Below are 20770 nucleotides of genomic sequence, written 5' to 3'. Positions count from 1 at the left end.
TCAAAAATGTGGGAGCGGGCTTGCTCGCGAATGCGGTGTTTCAGCCACTAAATGCGCTGACTGATCCACCGCTTTCGCGAGCAAGCCCGCTCCCACAGTTAGTTTTGTGTTGTCTGTGAGTCAGTAGTCATCCCCACGCTCCGTCACATCCCTCTCCACCGGCCCTGCATTCGGGTCATAGCCCACCGGGAACTTGCCCTTCAACGTCCACGCAAACGCGATGATCTCGGCAACCGTGCGGTACAACTCCTCCGGAATACTGTCGCCCAGTTCCATGCGCGCCAACAGCTTCACCAGCTCGGCGTTTTCGTAGATGGGCACTTCATTCTCGCGCGCCAGCTTGAGGATGGCTTCGGCCAGGGCATCATCGCCCTTGGCCGTCAGGGTCGGTGCCTGCTGGCCGTCGTACTTGAGGGCAATCGCCTGGCGCGGTGGCGTGGGGTTCTTCATGCGGTTTCATCCACCCAGCGTTGCTCCAGTCCGGTCTTTGGCCCACGTGGCGGGGTGCCGAGGTGGCAATCGAGGTCGCCGACGTTGATGCCTGATGTCACCAGGCGTTCGCGCAGGTTGCCCAAGTGGCTTTCGATCAGGCTGGCAGTGAACGGTCGGGAGGCCCATAGCTGGCTGGACAGCTTGCCCTGGCTCAGTTGCACCTGGACCTGCAGCGGTCCCAGCGGCTCCATGTCGAAGGCCAGTTCGACGCGCCAGAGCATTTGCTTGGCATCCTTCTTGTCCTTGCGCTCGGGCTCGTCCTTGTCCGGCGTCGGCTCTTCGCGTTGGAATTTGACCTGTAGCGGCACGATGTCTTGCAACGTGCGCATCGGGATTTCCAACTGCCATGTGGTCTGCAGGCGACCGTCGGCGGTGGTGCCGGTTTGCTCCAGGCTCGACAGCTGGTGGCTCTGCAGCCGCGAGATCGCCCCGGCGGCCAGGCGCAGCAGGTTTTCCAGGTCGCCTTCGCCTTCCAGTTTTGCCATCAGCCGCTCGGGCAACGGGAAGCCGCTTGGTATCTGTCGGGCGCTGACTTGGCCGAGGGTGTTAAGGGGGCTGCGCACGAAGTTGGGTAGCACCTGGGCCAGGGTATTGGCGGCGAGAATGGCATTCATATTGGTGCTGGCAGGCACGGCGGGCAATAAGTCCGCGACCAGGCGCAGCAGTGCGCCTTTCATATCCAGCGGTGGGATCTGAGGGTTTTGCCCCGCGAGCAGTTTGGCTTCAAGAAACGCACCACTGTTCTGGATGACTTGCGCCAGCACCTTGGGGTTGCTGACTTGGGCCAGGTCTGGCAAGGCGGCGAGAAGACGGTCGGCGGCGGCGCGCAGGTCGGCGGAGGTACTGTCGCCACGGGGCAGGTTCTGCAGCGCGGTGAACACCGCGTCCAGCGAGCCTTGGCGACTTTGCTGGGTCGACAGTTGCTGGCTGACGGCCAGTTGATCCTTGAGCCCGCTCAGTGGCACAAAACTCAAGGTCTGGGCGTTCTGCACCACGGCGCTGAGCAAGCTGCCGACGCGCAGGGGTTGCGGGCTTTCCACGGTCAAGGTCGCGCCCGCCAGGGCGTTGTTGAGTACCGTGACCAGCGAACGGTAGATCGCCGGTTGCGCCGTGCCCTGGGGCAGCATCTGGGTGGTCAACACCTTGGCCTGCAACAGCGTGCCTACCGGCATCTGGTTGGTATCGATGCGGGTAAGGGCGGCGACATTGGCGCTCAGGGCCTGCTGCAAGCTGAGGGTGAGGTTGCCCGCCGGCGTCTGGCTCACGGCCACATTGCTGCCCAGCGGCAGCGGCTGGGGGCTGCTCGCCTGCACCAGGGTCTGGCGACCGCCTTCAAGGGTCAGCTTGAGCAGCAACTGGAAGGCTTCGCCGCCTTGTTTCAGGGCAATGACTTCGGCATTCGCGGTTTTCCCAGGGTCGATCAGGCCGATCTGCGGCTCCAGCAGTTTCAGCAACTCGCCGGTCGCAGGCGCAGGGCCGGGCCCGGCTGCAGGGGCGGGTGGAAGCGTAGGAAGGTTGATCTCACCGGTCATCGCGCGCGTCGTCTCTGGGGAAATTGCCCTCTTTAGAGTAGGGCATCACATGTATAATGCCGCCCGTCTGCAAAGAGAGCGGTAAAAACCTCACAACTATTTGATCCAGCTCTCTAAAATCGGTCGCCAAAGCCGTTATTGTGCATTTCTCTTTAACGGCCGCTGCACCGCCGACTTGAACCGTAAAGGCCCGCGATCTTTTGACCAGCCCTCTTCTAGAAGCCGTAGCGCTCTCCTGTGAACGCGACCTGCGCCTGTTGTTCGAGCACCTCGAGCTGCGACTGGCGGGTGGCGACATGGTGCAGGTCAGCGGGCCCAATGGCAGCGGCAAGACCAGTCTGCTGCGCCTGTTGGCGGGGTTGATGCAGCCGACGGCAGGCGTTGTGCGGTTGAACGGCAAGCCGTTGAGCGAGCAACGTAGTGAGCTTGCGCGCAACCTGGTCTGGATCGGCCACGCTGCCGGCATCAAGGATGTGCTCACCGCCGAAGAAAACCTCAGCTGGCTCAGCGCCCTGCATCGTCCTGCTTCCCGCGACGCCATCTGGCAGGCCCTGGCCGCCGTCGGCCTCAAGGGCTTCGAAGACGTTCCCTGCCACACCCTGTCCGCCGGCCAGCAGCGCCGCGTGGCCCTGGCGCGCCTGTACCTGCCGGGCCCGCCGCTGTGGATTCTCGACGAGCCCTTCACCGCCCTCGACAAACACGGTGTTGCCCAGTTGGAAGAACACCTGGCCCGCCATTGCGAACAGGGCGGCTTGGTGGTGCTCACCACCCATCACACGCTTGCCCGCATGCCCGCGGGTTACCGGGACCTGGATCTGGGACGGTGGTCGGCATGAGCGTCTTCGCCCTGTTGGTCGCTCGCGAAGCGCGGTTGCTGTGCCGTCGTCCGGCCGAACTGGCCAACCCCCTGGTGTTTTTCGCGATTGTCATCGCGTTGTTCCCCTTGGCGGTCGGCCCCGAGACTAAACTGTTGCAAACCTTGTCCCCCGGACTGGTGTGGGTCGCCGCGCTTTTATCGGTCTTGCTCTCGCTGGACGGGCTGTTTCGCAGTGATTTCGAAGACGGTTCCCTCGAACAGTGGGTCCTTTCGTCGCACCCCTTGCCACTTCTGGTACTGGCAAAGGTACTGGCACACTGGGCTTTTTCCGGCTTGGCGCTAGTCTTGCTCTCGCCGCTGCTGGCGATGATGCTGGGCTTGCCCGTTGAATGCCTGTCGGTGTTGCTCCTGTCCTTGTTGCTCGGAACGCCGGTGCTCAGCCTGTTGGGGGCGGTGGGCGCAGCGTTGACCGTCGGTTTGAAGCGGGGTGGCCTGTTGCTGGCCCTGTTGATTCTGCCTTTGTACATCCCGGTATTGATCCTGGGCAGCGGCGCTTTGCAAGCCGCGCTCATGGGCATGCCGGCGACCGGTTACCTCCTGTGGCTTGGTAGCCTGACCGCCCTGGCGGTAACCCTGACACCCTTTGCTATAGCAGCTGGGCTGAAGATCAGCATCGGCGAATAATGAGGTCTGGTTAGGCTTAATACCCTTAACCAGTAAAGACCCTGAGAGCTTCTTGCCAAGACAAGAGGCCACCGTGATGGAAACAGCAATGAACTGGACCTGGTTTCACAAGCTCGGCTCGCCCAAATGGTTCTATGGCATCAGCGGCAAGCTGCTGCCGTGGCTGAGCGTCGCCGCCGTGTTGCTGATCGGCATCGGCCTGGTCTGGGGCCTGGCCTTCGCGCCGCCGGACTACCAGCAAGGCAACAGCTTTCGCATCATCTATATCCACGTTCCCGCGGCGATGCTCGCCCAGTCCTGCTATGTGATGCTGGCGGTGTGCGGCGTCGTGGGCCTGGTGTGGAAAATGAAACTGGCGGACGTCGCCCTGCAATGCGCGGCGCCGATTGGTGCGTGGATGACCGCCGTGGCGCTGGTCACCGGCGCGATCTGGGGCAAACCGACCTGGGGCTCGTGGTGGGTGTGGGATGCGCGTCTTACGTCCATGTTGATCCTGCTGTTCCTGTACTTCGGGCTGATTGCCCTGGGCAACGCGATCAGCAATCGTGACAGCGCCGCCAAGGCCTGTGCGGTGCTGGCGATTGTCGGCGTGATCAACATCCCGATCATCAAGTACTCGGTGGAGTGGTGGAACACGCTGCACCAGGGCGCCACCTTCACCCTCACCGAAAAACCGGCCATGCCCGTGGAAATGTGGGCGCCGCTGCTGTTGATGGTGCTGGGGTTCTACTGCTTCTTTGGCGCCGTGCTGCTGATGCGCATGCGCCTTGAAGTGCTCAAGCGTGAAGCCCGCACCCGTTGGGTCCAAGACGAAGTGCAAACCAGCCTGGGAGCACGTGGATGAGTTTTGCTTCTTTCAGCGAGTTTCTCGCCATGGGCCATCACGGCCTCTATGTCTGGACGGCCTATGGCATCTGCCTGGCGGTGCTGGCCCTTAACGTCGCCGCGCCGATCCTGGCCCGCAAGCGTTACCTGCAACAAGAGGCGCGTCGTCTGCGCCGGGAGACCGATAAGTGAATCCGCTGCGTAGAAAGCGTCTGTTGATCATCCTTGCCATCCTGGCCGGCGTCGGCATTGCCGTGGCCCTGGCCTTGAGTGCCCTGCAGCAGAACATCAACCTGTTCTACACCCCGACCCAGATCGCCAATGGCGAGGCGCCTGTCGATACACGCATCCGTGCTGGCGGCATGGTGGAGAAGGGCTCACTGAAACGCTCTTCCGACTCCCTCGACGTCACCTTTGTGGTCACCGACTTCAACAAGGCCGTGACCATCACCTACCGCGGCATCCTTCCGGACCTGTTCCGCGAAGGCCAGGGCATCGTTGCCCTGGGCAAACTCAACGCCGACGGCGTGGTGGTGGCCGATGAAGTGCTGGCCAAGCACGATGAGAAATACATGCCGCCGGAAGTGACCAAGGCTTTGAAAGACAGCGGCCAGTCGGCCCCAACCGCTAATTCACAGCCTGCCAAGGAGGGCTAAGTGATGACGTCCGCACTGTTTATTCCGGAGCTGGGCCAACTGGCGATGATCCTCGCGCTGTGTTTTGCCGTCGTCCAGGCGGTGGTGCCGTTGCTCGGCGCCTGGCGTGGTGATCGCCTGTGGATGAGCCTGGCGCAACCGGCGGCCTGGGGCCAGTTCGCGTTCCTGCTGTTCGCCTTCGGTTGCTTGACCTACGCCTTTATGACCGACGACTTCTCCGTCGCTTATGTGGCAAATAACTCCAACAGTGCCTTGCCCTGGTACTACAAGTTCAGCGCCGTGTGGGGCGCCCACGAGGGGTCGTTGCTGCTGTGGGCGTTGATCCTCGGCGGCTGGACCTTTGCCGTCTCGGTGTTCTCGCGCCAACTGCCGCAAGTCATGCTGGCTCGCGTGCTGGCGGTGATGGGCATGATCAGCATCGGCTTCCTGCTGTTCCTGATCATGACCTCCAACCCGTTCAGCCGCATCCTGCCGCAGATCCCGGTGGACGGGCATGACCTCAACCCATTGCTGCAAGACATCGGCCTGATCGTGCACCCGCCGATGCTCTACATGGGCTACGTGGGTTTCTCGGTGGCCTTCGCCTTTGCCATCGCCGCCTTGCTCGGCGGGCGCCTGGATGCCGCGTGGGCACGCTGGTCGCGGCCGTGGACCATTGTGGCCTGGGCCTTCCTCGGTATTGGTATCACCTTGGGGTCGTGGTGGGCCTACTACGAACTCGGTTGGGGTGGCTGGTGGTTCTGGGACCCGGTGGAAAACGCTTCCTTCATGCCCTGGCTGGTGGGTACGGCGTTGATCCACTCGCTGGCCGTCACCGAAAAACGCGGCGTGTTCAAAAGCTGGACCGTGCTGCTGGCGATTGCCGCATTTTCCCTCAGCCTGCTCGGCACATTCCTTGTGCGTTCCGGTGTGCTGACCTCGGTGCATGCATTTGCGTCCGACCCTGAGCGTGGCGTGTTCATCCTGATCTTCCTGCTGTTCGTGGTCGGCGGCTCCCTGACCCTGTTCGCCCTGCGCGCGCCAGTGGTCAAGAGCCAGGTCGGCTTCAACCTGTGGTCGCGGGAAACCCTGTTGCTGGGCAATAACCTGGTGCTGGTGGTCGCCGCGTCGATGATCCTGCTGGGCACCCTGTACCCATTGGTGCTGGACGCCTTGAGCGGCGCCAAACTGTCCGTCGGCCCGCCGTATTTCAACGCATTGTTTATCCCATTGATGGGTCTGTTGATGGTGGTGATGGCGGTCGGTGTGCTGGTGCGCTGGAAAGACACCCCGGTCAAATGGCTGGCCGGCATGCTGATGCCGGTGCTGCTCGGCAGCGTGGCCTTGGCGGTGATCGCCGGTATCGCTTATGGCGACTTCAATTGGGCCGTACTCGCGACCTTCCTGCTCGCCGCCTGGGTATTGCTGGCGGGCGTGCGCGACATCGTCGACAAGACCCGCCACAAAGGCCTGGTCAAAGGCTTGCCGAGCCTGACCCGCAGTTACTGGGGCATGCAGATCGCCCACATCGGCATCGCCGTGTGCGCCCTTGGCGTAGTCCTGTCCAGCCAGAACAGCGCCGAGCGCGACCTGCGCCTGGCACCGGGCGAGTCCATGGACCTGGCTGGTTACCACTTCATTTTCGAAGGTGCCAAGCACTTCGAAGGGCCGAACTTCACGTCAGACAAAGGCACGGTGCGCGTCGTCCGTAACGGTAAAGAGATCGCCGTGCTGCACCCGGAAAAACGCCTGTACACAGTGCAGAGTTCGATGATGACCGAGGCCGGCATCGACGCTGGTTTCACCCGTGACCTCTACGTGGCGCTGGGTGAACCGCTGGGCGAGGGCGCCTGGGCGGTACGCGTGCATGTGAAACCGTTCGTGCGCTGGATCTGGTTCGGCGGTTTGCTCACCGGTTTTGGCGGTTTGCTGGCGGCGCTGGACCGTCGTTATCGGGTCAAGGTCAAGAGCCGGGTGCGTGAAGCCCTCGGCCTGCAAGGAGCGGCGGTATGAAACGTTGGTTGATGGTCGTCCCGCTGGCGATGTTTCTGGTGGTGGCCGTGTTCTTGTATCGCGGCTTGTACCTGGACCCGGCCGAGTTGCCCTCGGCGATGATCGGCAAACCGTTCCCGGCGTTTTCGCTGCCGACGGTGCAGGGCGATAAAACCCTGACCCAGGCCGATCTGCTCGGCAAGCCTGCCTTGGTCAACGTGTGGGGCACCTGGTGCATCTCCTGCCGCGTCGAACACCCGGTGCTGAACACACTGGCCGAGAAGGGCGTGGTGATCTACGGCATCAACTACAAGGACGACAACGCCGCAGCCTTGAAGTGGCTGGCCGAGTTCCACAACCCGTACCAGCTGGATATTCGCGATGAAGACGGCAACCTCGGCCTGAACCTCGGCGTCTACGGCGCCCCGGAAACCTTCTTCATCGATGCCAAGGGCGTGATCCGCGACAAGTACGTCGGTGTGATCGACGAGGTGGTCTGGCGCGAGCAACTGGCCGCCAAGTACCAGGCGCTGGTCGATGAGGCCACGCCATGAAGCGTCTACTAGCCGCTGCGGTCCTGGCGTTTGGGCTGGCCGGAATGGCCCACGCCGCTATCGACACTTATGAATTCGCCAAGGACGGCGACCGCGAGCGTTTCCGCGAACTCACCAAGGAACTGCGCTGCCCCAAGTGCCAGAACCAGGACATCGCCGACTCCAACGCGCCCATCGCTGCCGACTTGCGCAAAGAGATCTTCCGGATGCTGGGGGAGGGCAAGGACAACCAGCAGATCATCGACTTCATGGTCGACCGCTACGGTGATTTCGTGCGCTACAAACCGGCCCTCACCGGCAAGACCGCGCTGCTCTGGTTCGGCCCCGCCGGGCTGTTGCTGGCGGGAGTGGTGGTGATGGCCGTGATCGTCCGCCGTCGCCGCGCCGCGCCCACCGATGGTTCGGACGCGCTGTCCCCTGAAGAGCGTAAACGCCTCGACCAATTGCTGGACACCAAGACTGATGATTGATTTCTGGCTCGCAGCCGGCTTGCTGCTTCTGATTGCCCTGAGTTTCCTGCTGATCCCTGTACTGCGCGGTCGCCGCGCCCAGCGTGAAGAAGACCGCACCGCGTTGAACGTGGCGCTGTACCAGGAACGCGTCGCCGAGCTGCAAGTGCAGCAGGACGAAGGCGTGCTGAATGCCGCGCAGCTCGACACCGGTCGCGCCGAAGCCGCCCGTGAATTACTGGCCGACACCGAAGGCGTGGAACAACCACGTGAGTCGCGTCTGGGCAAGCCGCTGCCTTTTTTGGCGGCGTTTCTGGTGCCGGTCCTGGGTGTCGCGCTGTACCTGCACTATGGGGCGAGCGACAAGGTCGAACTGACCCGCGAATTCTCCCAGCCGCCGGTGTCCATGGAAGACATGACCCACCGCCTGGAACGCGCGGCCGCCGCCCAGCCGGATTCGCCGGAAGGCCTGTACTTCCTCGGTCGCGCCTACATGGCCCAGGATCGCTCCGCCGATGCCGCCAAGGTTTTCGAACGCACGGTGGCCCTGGCCGGGCGCCAGCCGGAACTGCTCGGCCAGTGGGCCCAGGCGCAGTATTTTGCCGACAATAAGCAGTGGTCGCCCAAGGTCCAGGCTCTGACGGATGAAGCGCTGAAGCTCGACCCGAAAGAAGTCACCAGCCTGGGCCTGCTCGGTATCGCTGCGTTTGAAGGTCAGCGTTATCAGGAGGCGATCGACTACTGGAATCGCCTGCTGGCCCAGTTACCCCCCGAAGACAATTCTCGCGCAGCCCTGCAGGGCGGCATCGACCGCGCTGCGGAAAAACTCAAGGAAAGCGGCGGCACCGTCGCGCAGAAGGCGGTGATGAAAGTCCGTGTGGACCTGTCTGCCGAGGCGAAAGCCAAGGCCCTGCCAACCGACAGCGTGTTCATCTTCGCCCGTGCCGTCTCCGGCCCACCGGCGCCATTGGCGGCCAAGCGCGTCACCGTTGCCGAGCTGCCGATCACCGTCGAACTGGGCGATGCCGACGCGATGATGCCGCAGTTGAAACTGTCGAACTTCCCTGAAGTCCAACTGGTTGCGCGCATATCCCGGGCAGGTATTCCAACCGCTGGCGAGTGGATCGGCCGCAGCCAACCCTTGGCCAGCACCACCACTGCCTTGCAGCAGCTGACCATCGACAGTCCGGACCCGTAAATCGAGGAAACGCCTATGACCGCATTTGCACGCATCACCTTGCTCAGCCTGGTATTGGGCCTGAGCGCTTGTGCGGTCCACCGCCCGCCTGCGGCACCCACCGGCCCGACCATCCCGCCCTCGGGACCGTCGACCCAGCCGAGCACCAAGCCCTCGGGCCCGGTGACTCCAGCGCCGAAACCTGTGCCGACCAAATCGCCGACTTTCGCCCCACCACCGGGCGCCGCCAGCCACTGGGACGGCAAGATGCAGGTGTACGTGCTGGAAGAACAGCCCGACACCTTCTACCGCCAGCGCACTTATTACCGCTGGAGCAACGGCTGGAGCCGCTCCATCAGCCCGAACGGGCCCTGGGAAGAGACCGACGTGCAGGGCGTGCCGCCGGGGCTGAGCAAGCAGTACGCACAATGAAAAAAGGCGACCTTCGGGTCGCCTTTTTCATGCCGGTGAAACGCGCTATCCAACCAAATGAAGCACCCCGTGGGAGCCGGGCTTGCCCGCGATGGCGGCGTATCAGGCGCCGAATCGATTACAGGGGTACCGCCATCGCAGCGGTGCGGCGATCCGACAAGCCAGGTCCCACAGTAGACCTCATCGGCTGTCAGTCCACCGGGCACTCCCGGTTCAGTGTTTCATTAACCCACAACTGCGCAATCTCAATCATCTGCTCTCTGATTTTGCAGCGACCCGCGAAGGTTGGCGGCGAGGTTACTCGGACGCGACCCGAAAACAGTGTAGGGCGGGTCCTGAACGCAGGATATCTGAATACACGGCAATCCCTGTGGCTAGCCTGCTCGCCACAGGGTGAGTCACCACAGGGTCAAGCTGATTTCCGGCACGTTCAACCTTTCACAAAACCTTCATCCAACCGACCCCCTCCAGTCATGTGCAAGTAATAGCACTGACACCTCCCGCGCCTACTGTCGTTTGAACTCAACCGCAGCCATCCCCTGGCTGTTCAAACAAGACAGAGAAGCCCATGACTCACGCTATCCATGTCGATCACTTGAACAAGACCTTTGCGAAGAAATCGGCATTGGTCGACCTCGAACTCACCATTGCCTCGGGTGAGATGGTCGCGCTGATTGGCGCTTCCGGTTCCGGCAAGTCCACGTTGTTGCGTCACCTGGCGGGCCTGGCCTGTTGCGACAAGAGCAACGGCGGCAGCGTCAAGGTGCTGGGCCGGGAAGTGCAGGCCAGTGGGCGCTTGAATGGCAAGGTGCGGCGGTTGCGGGCGGACATCGGCTACATCTTCCAGCAGTTCAACCTGGTCAATCGCCTGAGTGTGCTCGACAACGTGCTGCTCGGTTGCCTGGGCCGCATGCCGCGCTGGCGTGGCAACCTGGGGTTGTTCAATGCCGAAGAGAAGGCCTTTGCCCTCGAATCCCTGGCACGCGTTGGCCTGGCCGATCTGGCTGCACAACGTGCGTCTACCTTGTCTGGCGGCCAGCAGCAGCGCGTGGCGATTGCCCGCGCGTTGACCCAGCGCGCCGAGGTGATTCTGGCCGATGAACCTATCGCCTCCCTCGACCCGGAGTCGGCGCGCAAGGTCATGGAGATCCTCGCCGACATCAACCGCCGCGACGGCAAGACCGTGGTGGTGACCCTGCATCAAGTCGATTACGCCATGCGTTATTGCCCACGGGCCGTGGCGCTCAAGGGCGGGCGTATTCATTTCGACGGGCAGGGCAGCGCGATGAGCAGCCAGTTCCTCAATGATTTGTACGGTGCCGACGTCGACACCAGCCTGATGTTTTCCGACCAGGCCCGCCACACCACCGTCACCCCTCGGCTGGCCCTGGCGCGCGCTTGAAACCCTACTCACGACCCACAGGAGTCCCGTCCATGTTCAACCGTATCGGCCACGTGTTTCTGTCTGCCGTGTTGCTGGCCAGCGTCGCGATGGGCAATGCCCAGGCCGCCGACAAAGCCATCAACTTCGGCATCATGTCCACCGAGTCCTCGCAGAACCTCAAGAGCATCTGGCAGCCGTTCCTGGATGACATGCACAAGAAGACCGGCCTGACCATCAACGCCACGTTCGCCTCTGACTACGCTGGCCTGATCCAGGGCATGCGTTTCAACAAAGTTGACGTGGCCTGGCTCGGCAACAAGGCGGCGATGGAGGCGGTGGACCGTTCCAACGGCGAGATCTTCGCCCAGACCGCCGCCGCCAACGGTGCTGCCGGTTACTGGAGCGTGCTGATCGTGCGCAAGGACAGCCCGATCAACAACGTCGAAGACATGCTCAAGAACGCCAAGAACCTGACCTTCGGCAACGGCGACCCGAACTCCACCTCGGGCTACCTGGTGCCGGGCTACTACGTGTTCGCCAAGAACAATGTGGATGCCGCCACGGCGTTCAAACGCACGCTGAACTCCAGCCATGAAGTCAACGCGTTGAGTGTGGCCAAGGGGCAGTTGGACGTGGCCACCTTCAACACCGAGAGCTGGGACCGTCTTGAGGTCACCCAGCCTGACAAGGCCGCCATGCTCAAGGTGATCTGGAAATCGCCATTGATCCCTGCCGACCCGATGGTGTGGAACAAGGCGCTGAGCGACAGCGAGAAGACCAAGATCCGCGACTTCTTCGCCCACTACGGCGACACCGATGAAGAGAAGGCCGTGCTCAAGAACATGCAACTGGGCAAATTCCTCGCTTCCAACGACGACCAGCTGTTGCCAATCCGCCAACTGGAGCTGTTCAAGCAGCGCACCACCATCAGCGCCGACGACAAGCTGGAAGCGGCTGACAAGGCCAAGAAGCTCGCCGACATCGATGCCGACCTGGCCAAGCTGCAACAGCGCATCTCCGAGCTGGACAAAAAGACCGCAGCCAACGGCTAACCCCCGGGGGAGTGGGCTTGCCCGCGATTGCGGTGCATCAGCCAACACCGGTGTACCTGGCAGACCGCTATCGCAGGCAAGCCGCTCCCACACTGAGATTAAGGCGATCCAATGACTACCTTGCACGCTGAAGCCGTCGGCAAACGCACCTGGCCGCAGTACCTTGGCTGGGGCCTGTTCCTGGTCCTGCTGGCCTGGGCCTGGCATGGCGCTGAGATGAACCCGCTGGCGTTGTACCGCGATTCCGGAAACATGGCGACCTTCGCCGCCGACTTCTTCCCGCCGGATTTCCACGAATGGCGCGCCTACCTCAAGGAGATGATCGTCACCGTGCAAATCGCCCTCTGGGGCACGGTCCTGGCCATCGTCTGCTCGGTGCCGCTGGGCATCTTGTGCGCCGACAACATCACCCCATGGTGGATCCACCAACCGCTGCGCCGCGTGATGGACGCCTTCCGTTCCATCAACGAAATGGTCTTCGCGATGTTGTTCGTGGTCGCCGTCGGCCTTGGTCCCTTTGCCGGCGTATTGGCCCTGTGGATCAGCACCACCGGCGTGCTTGCCAAGCTGTTTGCCGAAGCCGTCGAGGCCATCGACCCAGGCCCGGTGGAAGGCGTACGTGCCACCGGCGCGAGTGCCTTGCAGGAAGTGATCTACGGCGTGATCCCCCAGGTGATGCCGCTGTGGGTGAGCTACGCGCTGTACCGCTTCGAAGCCAATGTACGTTCGGCCACGGTGGTGGGCATGGTCGGCGCGGGCGGGATCGGCGTGATCCTGTGGGAAAACATCCGCGCTTTCCAGTTCGTCCAAACCTGCGCGGTGCTGCTGGTGATCATCGTGGTGGTGAGCTTGATCGACGTGCTGTCCCAACGCCTGCGCAAGCGGTTCATCTGACATCGGAGGGGTGCCCGCGCGGCGCTTTTTTTAAACATGCAGTTGTCTAGACAAGATGAGCCGGTGTACCGCGAACTCGCGGATATCCTGCGCCGTGAACTGAGCAGCTACCAGGCCGGCGACTTCCTGCCCGGCGAAGTGCACATGGCCGAGCGCTTTGGCGTCAACCGCCATACCTTGCGCCGCGCCATCGACGAGTTGGTGTTCGAAGGCAGCCTGTTGCGTCGCCAGGGCAAGGGCACCCAGGTGCTCGACCGCCCGCTGATTTACGCGATGGGCGCCGAGACCTCCTACAGCCAGTCATTGTCCGCCCAGGGCGTGGGTGTGCAGGCCGTGTTGCTCAAGCGCCGCTATTGCTACGCCAGTCGCGACGAAGCGCAGCACCTGGGCATTGCCGAGATGGCGCCCATGATCGAGCTGCAAACCCTGCGCAAGCTTGACCACCAGCCCGTCAGCCTGATCCGCCATCGTTACTGCGCCAGCCGTGCGCCGCTGCTGGCCGACTACAACGGTGGTTCCTTGCGCCAGTACTTGCGTGAGCGCGACCTGCCGTTGACGCGCACCCAAAGCCTGATCGGCGCGCGTTTGCCCAACCGTGATGAAGCCGCGCTGCTGCTGATGCCCCGGCACTTGCCGGCCCTCACCGTCTTTACCCTTTCCTGCGATCACGACGGCCGCCCGGTGGAGCTGGCGCAGTCCACCAGCCGTTCGGACCGCTTCCAGTACCAGGTGGTGACTTGATGGAGCCTTTAATGAGCCTGTCCCAGCGTCAACATTGGATCGGTGTGCTTGCCCGCGCCCAGCTCAATGAATTGCAACCTCACGAAGCGGCATTGAAGGATGCCGAATATCAGCTGATCCGCGCCCCGGAAATCGGCATGACCCTGGTGCGTGGCCGCATGGGCGGTAATGGCGCGCCGTTCAACGTCGGCGAAATGAGCGTGACCCGTTGCGTGGTGCGCCTGGCCGATGGGCGCACCGGCTACAGCTACCTGGCCGGGCGCGACAAGGTCCATGCCGAGCTGGCCGCCCTGGCGGATGCCCATCTGCAAGGCGCTCATCCAAGCACTTGGCTCAGCGACCTGATCACCGCGCTGGCCAATACCCAGGCACAACGGCGGGCGCAAAAAGACGCCGACACCGCGGCCACCAAGGTCGAGTTCTTCACCCTGGTGCGAGGAGAAAACTGATGAATGCTCAGCTGTTGCAACCGGCGTTTGTCGACCCGGTACTCGATGCCCAACGCGGTTTTCGCGCTGCGCTCAAAGCCTTGGCCGAACCGGGCCTGATCCAGCACCTGCCGTCTGCGCCGTGCCTCGACGGCCTGGCGCCCGCCACGTACGCCTTATGCCTGGCGCTGCTGGATGGCGACACGCCGCTGTGGCTGGCGCCCCGTTTCGACACGCCGCTGATCCGCGCCAACCTGGCCTTCCACTGCGGCTGCCCGCTAACGCAAAACCGTGAAGACGCCGCGTTCGCGCTGCTCGATGAACAGGACCTGCTCGACCTCAGCGGCTTTGACCACGGCAATGACCGCTACCCCGATCAATCCTGCACCTTGCTCGTGCAGCTCACCGACCTGGAAGCCGGTCGCGGCCTGATCTGGCGCGGCCCGGGCATCAAGGCCCAGCGCCAGGTGCACCTGCCGGTGCCAACCGCCTTCTGGCACGAGCGCCGGCGCCGCGAAGCCTTCCCCCGTGGCCTGGATGTGCTGTTTGCCGCCGGCCATCACCTGATCGGGCTGCCGCGCAGCAGCCGCATCGCAGAGGAGCACGCCTGATGTACGTAGCCGTCAAAGGTGGCGAACAGGCCATCGACAATGCCCACCGCCTGCTGGCAAAAAAGCGCCGTGGCGATACGGCGATTCCTGAATTGAGCGTGACGCAAATCCGCGAGCAATTGCCCCTGGCCGTGGCGCGGGTGATGACCGAAGGTTCGCTGTTCGACGAAGAGCTCGCCGCGCTCGCGATCAAGCAAGCGGCGGGGGACCTGGTGGAAGCGATCTTCCTGCTGCGCGCCTACCGCACCACGCTGCCGCGCTTCAGCCCGAGCCTGCCGATCGACACTGCGCAGATGTCGTTGAGCCGGCGTCTGTCGGCTACGTTCAAGGACGTGCCCGGCGGCCAACTGCTCGGCCCGACCTTCGACTACACCCATCGCCTGCTGGATTTTGCGCTGCTCGCCGAGGGCCAGCACCCCGGCCCGCAGACCACGCCGGGCGCGGCGTTGGAAGCCTGCCCACGCGTACTGGGTCTACTCGCCAAAGAAGGCCTGATCAAGAACGAAGCCGACGACAACGCCAGCGTCGCCGACATCACCCGTGACCCGCTGGAATACCCCGCCAGCCGCGCCGAGCGCCTGCAAGCGCTGGCCCGTGGCGATGAAGGTTTCCTGTTGGCGTTGGGCTACTCGACCCAGCGTGGCTACGGCCGCAACCACCCGTTTGCCGGCGAGATCCGCATCGGCGAGGTGGACGTGTGGATCGAGCCCGAAGAGCTGGGTTTCCCCATCTGCCTGGGCAGCATCGAAGTGACCGAATGCGAGATGGTCAACCAGTTCGTCGGCTCGGCCACCGAGCTGGCGCAGTTCACCCGCGGCTACGGCCTGGCGTTCGGGCATGCCGAGCGCAAGGCCATGGGCATGGCATTGGTCGACCGCTCGCTACGCGCCGGGGAATACAACGAAGAGATTGTCTCGCCGGCCCAGCGCGAGGAGTTCGTGCTGGCTCACTGCGACAACGTCGAGGCCGCAGGCTTCGTCTCGCACCTCAAATTACCGCACTACGTGGACTTCCAGTCCGAACTGGAACTGATCCGCAAACTGCGCCAACCGGCCGAGGGCCCAAGCCATGAATGACACGGCCTACAACTTCGCCTACCTCGACGAACAGACCAAACGCATGATCCGCCGCGCCTTGCTCAAGGCCGTGGCGATCCCCGGTTACCAGGTGCCGTTCGGGGGCCGCGAGATGCCATTGCCCTACGGCTGGGGCACTGGCGGCATGCAATTGACGGCCGCCATCCTGGGGGCGGACGACGTGCTCAAGGTCATCGATCAGGGGGCGGACGACACCACCAATGCGGTCTCCATCCGTCGGTTCTTCGCCCGCACCGCAGGTATCGCCACGACCGATGCGACCCCGCAAGCGACGGTGATCCAGACCCGCCACCGTATCCCGGAGACGCCGTTGCAGGCCAACCAGATCATGGTCTACCAGGTGCCGATCCCGGAGCCGCTGCGCTTCATCGAGCCCTCGGAAACCGAGACCCGCACCATGCATGCGCTCAACGACTACGGGGTGATGCACGTGAAGCTCTACGAGGACATCGCCACCTTCGGCCATATCGCCACCAGCTACGCCTACCCGGTGATGGTCGACGAGCGCTACGTGATGGACCCGTCGCCGATTCCCAAATTCGACAACCCCAAGCTCGACATGAGCCCGGCGCTGATGCTGTTCGGCGCCGGTCGCGAAAAGCGTCTGTACGCCGTGCCGCCCTACACCGAAGTCACCAGCCTCGACTTTGAAGACCACCCGTTCGCCGTGCAGAAGTGGGAACACAACTGCGCCATCTGCGGCAGCCACGAATCGTTCCTCGATGAGCTGATTCTCGACGACGCCGGGGCCCAGCGCTTTGTGTGCTCTGACACGTGGTACTGCGCGCAACGCGTCAAGGAGAAAACCCAGTGAGCCAGCCTTTGCTACACGTGCGTGACCTGTCGTTGCTCTATGGCCCGGAGAAGGGTTGCCAAGGCGTCAGCTTCGACCTGTACCCCGGCGAAGTGCTGGGTATCGTCGGCGAGTCCGGCTCGGGCAAATCCACCTTGCTCTCGCTGTTGAGCGGGCGCCTGCCACCGCAGGCCGGCAGCATCGGCTACCGCAGCAAGGACGGCGAATGGCTCGACCTCTACAGCGCCAGTGAAGCCGAGCGCCGCACCTTGCTGCGCACCGAGTGGGGCTTCGTCGAGCAGAACCCCCGCGATGGGTTGCGCATGGGCGTGTCGGCCGGCGCGAATATCGGCGAGCGCCTGATGGCCCAGGGCGTGCGCAATTACCAGCAACTGCGCGGCGCCGGCCTCGACTGGTTGGGCCAGGTGGAAATCGACCCGCAACGCATCGATGACTTGCCGCGCACCTTCTCCGGCGGCATGCAGCAGCGCCTGCAGATCGCCCGCAACCTCGTCTCCAGCCCACGCCTGGTGTTTATGGACGAGCCCACCGGCGGCCTGGACGTGTCGGTGCAAGCACGCCTGCTAGACCTGCTGCGCGGCCTGGTGCGTGAGCTGGATCTGGCGGTGGTGATCGTCACCCACGACCTGGCCGTTGCACGCCTGCTCGCCGACCGCCTGATGGTGATGCGTCGCTCGCGGGTGGTGGAGACCGGGCTCACCGACCAGATCCTCGACGATCCACAGCACCCTTACTCTCAACTGCTGGTGTCTTCGGTATTGCAGCCATGATGAATGCCTTGATCGAGGTCCGTGACCTCTCGAAAACCTTCACCCTGCACCAGCAGAGCGGCGTGGTGCTCAACGTGCTGCGTGGGGTTGAGTTCAGTGTGCGGGGCGCAGAATGCCTGGTGCTGCACGGCCAGTCCGGCGCGGGTAAAAGCACCTTGCTGCGCACCTTGTACGGCAACTATCTGCCGGCGGGTGGCAGCATTCGTGTGCAACATGCCGGCGAGTGGCTGGAGTTGGTCGGCGCCGAACCCCGCGACATTCTCCAGGTGCGCCAACAGACCCTCGGTTACGTCAGCCAATTCCTGCGCGTGATCCCCCGTGTCGCCTGCCTGGATGTGGTGATGGAGCCGGCCCTGGCTCGTGGCTGGTCCAAGGCGAATGCGCAGTCGCGCGCCGAACACCTGCTGACCCGCCTGAACATCCCCCAGCGCCTCTGGCAACTGGCGCCCGGCACCTTCTCCGGTGGTGAGCAACAGCGCGTCAACATCGCTCGCGGCTTCATGGTCGATTGGCCGGTGATGTTGCTGGATGAACCCACTGCATCCCTGGACGACAACAACCGCCAGGTGGTGCTGGAACTGATGAACGAAGCCAAGGCCGGCGGTGCCGCGCTGATCGGCATCTTCCACGACCGCGCAGTTCGTGAAGCCGTCGCCGACCGCCATCTCGACATGACCCCAACGCCTGTTGCACCAGAGGAATACGCCCATGCCCGCTGAACAGATCCTCAGTAATGCCCAGATCGTCACGGCGGATCGCATGTTCCTGGGGGCCGTGGTACTGCGCGACGGCAAGATCGTCGACATCGCCGAAGGCCGCAGCCAGTTGCCCCAGGCCCAGGACCTGGGCGGTGATTACCTGCTGCCGGGCCTGGTGGAGTTGCACACCGACAACCTGGAAAAACACATGACCCCGCGTCCCGGCGTTGACTGGCCGTCGACTTCGGCGGTGCTCAGCCACGATGCACAGATCATCGCGGCCGGTATCACCACGGTCTTCGACGCGGTGTCCATCGGCGACGTGAACCCCAAGGGCAACCGCATGAAGAAGCTGCCGGCGATGCTCGACGCTATCGCCCAGGCGGAAGGCGCCGGCCTGACCCGCGCCGAGCACCACCTGCACCTGCGCTGCGAGTTGTGTCACCCGGACACCCTGAGTGTGTTCCGCGACCTGGTGGAAAACCCGCTGGTGCAACTGGTGTCGGTGATGGACCATTCGCCGGGCCAGCGCCAGTTCGTGCTCGAATCCAAGTACCGTGAGTACTACATGGGCAAGTACCACCTGAACGACGAAACCATGGACGCGTTCATCGTGCTGCAAAAGGCCAACTCGCTGGCGTACAGCGACCGCTACCGGGCGGCTATCGTCGAGCATTGCCTGGCGCGCGGCCTGTCGGTGGCCAGCCATGACGACGCAACCCTCGCGCATGTGCAAGAGTCGGCGCGCTACGGCATGACCATTGCCGAATTCCCCACCACCCTGGAAGCCGCGAAGGGCTGCCAGGCACTGAACATGAAAGTCTTGATGGGCGCGCCGAACGTGGTGCGCGGTGGGTCGCACTCGGGTAATGTGGCCGCCGCGGGCCTGGCAGCCGAGGGATTGCTGGATATACTTTCCAGCGACTACTACCCGGCCAGCCTGTTGCAGGCTGCGTTTGTGCTGGCCGACCAGCAGGACGGCGGCGACCTGTCGCGAGCGGTCAAGATGATCAGCCTGGCGCCCGCGCAAGCGGCCGGCCTCGAGGATCGCGGAGAAATTGCGATTGGCCTGCGCGCCGACCTGGTCCAGGCCCGCAGCCGCGAAGGGCTCCCGGTGGTGCAACAAGTATGGCGACAAGCGAAGAGGGTGTTTTGATGGCAGGCAGGTTGATCTATCTCATCGGGCCCTCCGGCTCGGGCAAGGACAGCCTGCTGGATGCCGCACGTCCCCGTCTGGCCGAGCGCGGTTGCCGCATCGTGCGCCGCGTCATCACCCGCTCGGCGGAAGCGGTGGGCGAGGCGGCGCAGGGAGTGAGCCCGGAGCAGTTTGCCGCGTTGCAGGCCGACGGCGCATTTGCCCTCAGCTGGCAGGCGAATGGCTTGTCCTACGGCATTCCCAGGGCGATCGACGACTGGCTGGCGGCGGGGGATGACGTGCTGGTCAACGGCTCCCGGGCGCACCTGGCCCAGACGCGTGAACGTTACCCCACGTCGTTGGTGTTACTGCTCACGGTCGATCAGGCTGTGTTGCGCCAGCGCTTGATCGCACGCGGGCGCGAGGCGTTGGTGGACATCGAGGCGCGCCTGGCACGCAATGCGCGGTTCACGGCTGACTTGATCGCCGGTAACGGCGCGGGGTTGTTTGTACTGGACAACTCCGGGCCGCTGGCACATACGGTCGAACGCCTGCTGTGCTGCCTGGACCACGGGCACTCGGCATGCGCCTGACCCTGCTGGGCACCGGCGACGCGCGGCAAGTCCCGGTGTATGGCTGCGAGTGTGCTGCGTGCGGGTTGGCGCGCAGCGATGCCACCTTGCGCCGGCGCCCGTGCAGCGCACTGATCGAATGCGGCGACCAGCGCTGGTTGATCGACAGCGGCCTGCCCGACCTCACCGAACGCTTCCCGCCGCGTAGTTTCAACGGGATTTTCCAGACCCACTATCACGCCGACCATGCCCAGGGCCTGCTGCACCTGCGCTGGGGGCAAGGGCTGGTGATTCCGGTACACGGGCCGGCGGATCCGGAGGGTTTGTCCGACCTCTACAAGCATCCGGGCATCCTGGATTTCAGCCAGCCATTCAGCGAATTCGAAACCCGCCAGTTTGGCGCACTGAGCGTCACGGCGTTGCCGTTGCAGCATTCCAAACCGACCCTCGGTTACCTGCTGGAAGGCGAGGGGCGGCGCATCGCCTACCTCACCGACACCGTCGGCCTGCCGCCGGCGACCCTGGCCTGGCTGCAACGCGACCCGCTGGACGTGCTGGTGCTGGATTGCTCCATGCCACCGCAGCCGCAGGCACCGCGCAATCACAATGACCTGACGCTGGCGTTGCAGAGCATCGAGGACACTGGCGCGCAGGTGGGCGTACTGACCCACGTGGGGCATGCGCTGGATGCGTGGTTGCTGGTTCATCGCCGCGAGTTGCCACGGCATGTGACGGTTGGCTGGGACGGCCGAATCATCTGAACACGACATGACCCTGCAGGCGTCGACTACCGTGTCCTGCGGCCTGTATTCCAAACCGACCTGCCAGTGCCTTGCGGCGCTTGGGCGTTATACCGAGTGCACGGCTGTCCAGGTCCTGAGTGACCCATTCGCGGCGAATCGCACCTTGCAGGAACGCCGCGCCCAAGGCGCCTGACAGATGCGGGCGGCGCATGCTCCAGTCCAGGCACGCACAGGCAAAGCGA

At 63.7% G+C, this 20770-nt stretch carries 25 protein-coding genes and 1 pseudogene; 23 read left to right on the top strand and 3 right to left on the bottom strand.

The annotated features are described in order from the left end of the window. Positions 1–120: 120 nt before the first annotated feature. Positions 121–450, bottom strand: a complete 330-nt coding sequence (locus CQ002_RS17895; RefSeq protein WP_034102842.1) for an EscU/YscU/HrcU family type III secretion system export apparatus switch protein — start codon at positions 448–450, stop codon at positions 121–123. Further along, on the bottom strand, positions 447–2024 hold the full coding sequence (locus CQ002_RS17890; protein WP_105161882.1) for a flagellar hook-length control protein FliK: 1578 nt from the start codon (positions 2022–2024) through the stop codon (positions 447–449). Before CQ002_RS17890 ends, CQ002_RS17895 begins: the two co-directional genes overlap by 4 nt. 200 nt (positions 2025–2224) lie before the next feature. Between CQ002_RS17890 and ccmA the strand changes: the two genes are divergently transcribed. The 23 genes from ccmA to phnP all read left to right on the top strand — a co-directional run bounded on the left by ccmA (position 2225) and on the right by phnP (position 20546). Further along, a complete protein-coding gene (gene ccmA / locus CQ002_RS17885) occupies positions 2225–2860 on the top strand; it encodes a cytochrome c biogenesis heme-transporting ATPase CcmA (RefSeq protein ID WP_034102846.1) in 636 nt (211 codons plus the stop codon). Further along, positions 2857–3525, top strand: a complete 669-nt coding sequence (gene ccmB, locus CQ002_RS17880; RefSeq protein WP_105163112.1) for a heme exporter protein CcmB — start codon at positions 2857–2859, stop codon at positions 3523–3525. The genes ccmA and ccmB overlap by 4 nt, the downstream gene beginning before the upstream one ends. Positions 3526–3613: 88 nt before the next feature. Continuing rightward, positions 3614–4369 (top strand): heme ABC transporter permease, encoded by a 756-nt coding sequence (locus CQ002_RS17875; RefSeq protein WP_069022542.1) that lies wholly within the window; start codon positions 3614–3616, stop codon positions 4367–4369. Continuing rightward, complete coding sequence (gene ccmD, locus CQ002_RS17870; protein WP_010211791.1) at positions 4366–4542, top strand: heme exporter protein CcmD; 177 nt, start codon at positions 4366–4368, stop codon at positions 4540–4542. The genes CQ002_RS17875 and ccmD overlap by 4 nt, the downstream gene beginning before the upstream one ends. Beyond that, positions 4539–5006: a cytochrome c maturation protein CcmE gene (gene ccmE, locus CQ002_RS17865; RefSeq protein WP_034102851.1), complete on the top strand. Its 468-nt coding sequence runs from the start codon at positions 4539–4541 to the stop codon at positions 5004–5006. Before ccmD ends, ccmE begins: the two co-directional genes overlap by 4 nt. Before the next feature lie 3 nt (positions 5007–5009). Beyond that, a complete protein-coding gene (locus CQ002_RS17860) occupies positions 5010–6998 on the top strand; it encodes a heme lyase CcmF/NrfE family subunit (RefSeq protein ID WP_105161883.1) in 1989 nt (662 codons plus the stop codon). Further along, positions 6995–7531 (top strand): DsbE family thiol:disulfide interchange protein, encoded by a 537-nt coding sequence (locus CQ002_RS17855; protein WP_069022548.1) that lies wholly within the window; start codon positions 6995–6997, stop codon positions 7529–7531. The genes CQ002_RS17860 and CQ002_RS17855 overlap by 4 nt, the downstream gene beginning before the upstream one ends. Next, the gene (locus CQ002_RS17850; RefSeq protein WP_034102857.1) at positions 7528–8001 is read left to right on the top strand and encodes a cytochrome c-type biogenesis protein; all 474 of its coding nucleotides are present in this window, start codon (positions 7528–7530) and stop codon (positions 7999–8001) included. The genes CQ002_RS17855 and CQ002_RS17850 overlap by 4 nt, the downstream gene beginning before the upstream one ends. Then, positions 7994–9178 carry a c-type cytochrome biogenesis protein CcmI gene (gene ccmI / locus CQ002_RS17845; RefSeq protein WP_098466121.1) on the top strand — a complete coding sequence of 395 codons (1185 nt, stop codon included), beginning with the start codon at positions 7994–7996 and terminating at the stop codon, positions 9176–9178. Before CQ002_RS17850 ends, ccmI begins: the two co-directional genes overlap by 8 nt. A 15-nt stretch (positions 9179–9193) precedes the next feature. Next, positions 9194–9589 carry a hypothetical protein gene (locus tag CQ002_RS17840; protein ID WP_069022552.1) on the top strand — a complete coding sequence of 132 codons (396 nt, stop codon included), beginning with the start codon at positions 9194–9196 and terminating at the stop codon, positions 9587–9589. A gap of 568 nt (positions 9590–10157) precedes the next feature. After that, the gene (gene phnC / locus CQ002_RS17835; RefSeq protein ID WP_034102860.1) at positions 10158–10991 is read left to right on the top strand and encodes a phosphonate ABC transporter ATP-binding protein; all 834 of its coding nucleotides are present in this window, start codon (positions 10158–10160) and stop codon (positions 10989–10991) included. 32 nt (positions 10992–11023) lie between these two features. Further along, on the top strand, positions 11024–12025 hold the full coding sequence (gene phnD, locus CQ002_RS17830) for a phosphonate ABC transporter substrate-binding protein (RefSeq protein ID WP_105161884.1): 1002 nt from the start codon (positions 11024–11026) through the stop codon (positions 12023–12025). A gap of 111 nt (positions 12026–12136) precedes the next feature. After that, a complete protein-coding gene (gene phnE / locus CQ002_RS17825) occupies positions 12137–12919 on the top strand; it encodes a phosphonate ABC transporter, permease protein PhnE (RefSeq protein WP_034102865.1) in 783 nt (260 codons plus the stop codon). Positions 12920–12955: 36 nt separating this feature from the next. Beyond that, complete coding sequence (gene phnF, locus CQ002_RS17820) at positions 12956–13660, top strand: phosphonate metabolism transcriptional regulator PhnF (protein WP_164403619.1); 705 nt, start codon at positions 12956–12958, stop codon at positions 13658–13660. 11 nt (positions 13661–13671) lie between these two features. After that, a complete protein-coding gene (phnG, locus tag CQ002_RS17815) occupies positions 13672–14109 on the top strand; it encodes a phosphonate C-P lyase system protein PhnG (protein WP_080758233.1) in 438 nt (145 codons plus the stop codon). Next, positions 14109–14699 (top strand): phosphonate C-P lyase system protein PhnH, encoded by a 591-nt coding sequence (gene phnH / locus CQ002_RS17810; RefSeq protein WP_034102871.1) that lies wholly within the window; start codon positions 14109–14111, stop codon positions 14697–14699. The genes phnG and phnH overlap by 1 nt, the downstream gene beginning before the upstream one ends. Continuing rightward, positions 14699–15775, top strand: a complete 1077-nt coding sequence (locus CQ002_RS17805; protein WP_034102873.1) for a carbon-phosphorus lyase complex subunit PhnI — start codon at positions 14699–14701, stop codon at positions 15773–15775. Before phnH ends, CQ002_RS17805 begins: the two co-directional genes overlap by 1 nt. After that, on the top strand, positions 15768–16610 hold the full coding sequence (locus CQ002_RS17800; RefSeq protein ID WP_069022556.1) for an alpha-D-ribose 1-methylphosphonate 5-phosphate C-P-lyase PhnJ: 843 nt from the start codon (positions 15768–15770) through the stop codon (positions 16608–16610). Before CQ002_RS17805 ends, CQ002_RS17800 begins: the two co-directional genes overlap by 8 nt. Then, a complete protein-coding gene (gene phnK, locus CQ002_RS17795; protein WP_052211071.1) occupies positions 16607–17380 on the top strand; it encodes a phosphonate C-P lyase system protein PhnK in 774 nt (257 codons plus the stop codon). Before CQ002_RS17800 ends, phnK begins: the two co-directional genes overlap by 4 nt. Then, positions 17380–18099 (top strand): phosphonate C-P lyase system protein PhnL, encoded by a 720-nt coding sequence (gene phnL / locus CQ002_RS17790; RefSeq protein WP_098466123.1) that lies wholly within the window; start codon positions 17380–17382, stop codon positions 18097–18099. The genes phnK and phnL overlap by 1 nt, the downstream gene beginning before the upstream one ends. Beyond that, positions 18089–19234 carry an alpha-D-ribose 1-methylphosphonate 5-triphosphate diphosphatase gene (locus CQ002_RS17785; protein WP_034102880.1) on the top strand — a complete coding sequence of 382 codons (1146 nt, stop codon included), beginning with the start codon at positions 18089–18091 and terminating at the stop codon, positions 19232–19234. Before phnL ends, CQ002_RS17785 begins: the two co-directional genes overlap by 11 nt. Then, a complete protein-coding gene (gene phnN, locus CQ002_RS17780; RefSeq protein ID WP_069022560.1) occupies positions 19234–19806 on the top strand; it encodes a phosphonate metabolism protein/1,5-bisphosphokinase (PRPP-forming) PhnN in 573 nt (190 codons plus the stop codon). The genes CQ002_RS17785 and phnN overlap by 1 nt, the downstream gene beginning before the upstream one ends. Next, entirely contained in the window at positions 19797–20546 is a 750-nt protein-coding gene (phnP, locus tag CQ002_RS17775; protein WP_105161885.1) for a phosphonate metabolism protein PhnP, read from the top strand. The genes phnN and phnP overlap by 10 nt, the downstream gene beginning before the upstream one ends. On the opposite strand, the pseudogene CQ002_RS17770 reads toward phnP, so the two are convergent. Beyond that, positions 20539–20769: pseudogene (locus tag CQ002_RS17770) on the bottom strand (transcriptional regulator); the annotation flags it as partial. The gene phnP and the pseudogene CQ002_RS17770 sit on opposite strands and share 8 nt — an antisense overlap. Between the last annotated feature and the right edge of the window lies 1 nt (position 20770).

The organism is Pseudomonas sp. MYb13, from assembly GCF_002980075.1.
Lineage (GTDB): Bacteria > Pseudomonadota > Gammaproteobacteria > Pseudomonadales > Pseudomonadaceae > Aquipseudomonas > Aquipseudomonas lurida.
This window is presented reverse-complemented; position numbering and strand designations above follow the sequence as displayed.

Excerpts from the sequence above, each read along its gene's own strand:
- CQ002_RS17895 (WP_034102842.1), bottom strand. The coding sequence starts at position 450 with ATGAAGAACCCCACGCCACCGCGCCAGGCGATTGCCCTCAAGTACGAC.
- CQ002_RS17890 (WP_105161882.1), bottom strand. The coding sequence starts at position 2,024 with ATGACCGGTGAGATCAACCTTCCTACGCTTCCACCCGCCCCTGCAGCC.
- ccmB (WP_105163112.1), top strand. The coding sequence starts at position 2,857 with ATGAGCGTCTTCGCCCTGTTGGTCGCTCGCGAAGCGCGGTTGCTGTGC.
- CQ002_RS17875 (WP_069022542.1), top strand. The coding sequence starts at position 3,614 with ATGAACTGGACCTGGTTTCACAAGCTCGGCTCGCCCAAATGGTTCTAT.
- ccmD (WP_010211791.1), top strand. The coding sequence starts at position 4,366 with ATGAGTTTTGCTTCTTTCAGCGAGTTTCTCGCCATGGGCCATCACGGC.
- CQ002_RS17860 (WP_105161883.1), top strand. The coding sequence starts at position 5,010 with ATGACGTCCGCACTGTTTATTCCGGAGCTGGGCCAACTGGCGATGATC.
- CQ002_RS17855 (WP_069022548.1), top strand. The coding sequence starts at position 6,995 with ATGAAACGTTGGTTGATGGTCGTCCCGCTGGCGATGTTTCTGGTGGTG.
- CQ002_RS17850 (WP_034102857.1), top strand. The coding sequence starts at position 7,528 with ATGAAGCGTCTACTAGCCGCTGCGGTCCTGGCGTTTGGGCTGGCCGGA.
- ccmI (WP_098466121.1), top strand. The coding sequence starts at position 7,994 with ATGATTGATTTCTGGCTCGCAGCCGGCTTGCTGCTTCTGATTGCCCTG.
- CQ002_RS17840 (WP_069022552.1), top strand. The coding sequence starts at position 9,194 with ATGACCGCATTTGCACGCATCACCTTGCTCAGCCTGGTATTGGGCCTG.
- phnC (WP_034102860.1), top strand. The coding sequence starts at position 10,158 with ATGACTCACGCTATCCATGTCGATCACTTGAACAAGACCTTTGCGAAG.
- phnD (WP_105161884.1), top strand. The coding sequence starts at position 11,024 with ATGTTCAACCGTATCGGCCACGTGTTTCTGTCTGCCGTGTTGCTGGCC.
- phnE (WP_034102865.1), top strand. The coding sequence starts at position 12,137 with ATGACTACCTTGCACGCTGAAGCCGTCGGCAAACGCACCTGGCCGCAG.
- phnF (WP_164403619.1), top strand. The coding sequence starts at position 12,956 with ATGCAGTTGTCTAGACAAGATGAGCCGGTGTACCGCGAACTCGCGGAT.
- phnG (WP_080758233.1), top strand. The coding sequence starts at position 13,672 with ATGAGCCTGTCCCAGCGTCAACATTGGATCGGTGTGCTTGCCCGCGCC.
- phnH (WP_034102871.1), top strand. The coding sequence starts at position 14,109 with ATGAATGCTCAGCTGTTGCAACCGGCGTTTGTCGACCCGGTACTCGAT.
- CQ002_RS17805 (WP_034102873.1), top strand. The coding sequence starts at position 14,699 with ATGTACGTAGCCGTCAAAGGTGGCGAACAGGCCATCGACAATGCCCAC.
- CQ002_RS17800 (WP_069022556.1), top strand. The coding sequence starts at position 15,768 with ATGAATGACACGGCCTACAACTTCGCCTACCTCGACGAACAGACCAAA.
- phnL (WP_098466123.1), top strand. The coding sequence starts at position 17,380 with ATGAATGCCTTGATCGAGGTCCGTGACCTCTCGAAAACCTTCACCCTG.
- CQ002_RS17785 (WP_034102880.1), top strand. The coding sequence starts at position 18,089 with ATGCCCGCTGAACAGATCCTCAGTAATGCCCAGATCGTCACGGCGGAT.
- phnN (WP_069022560.1), top strand. The coding sequence starts at position 19,234 with ATGGCAGGCAGGTTGATCTATCTCATCGGGCCCTCCGGCTCGGGCAAG.
- phnP (WP_105161885.1), top strand. The coding sequence starts at position 19,797 with ATGCGCCTGACCCTGCTGGGCACCGGCGACGCGCGGCAAGTCCCGGTG.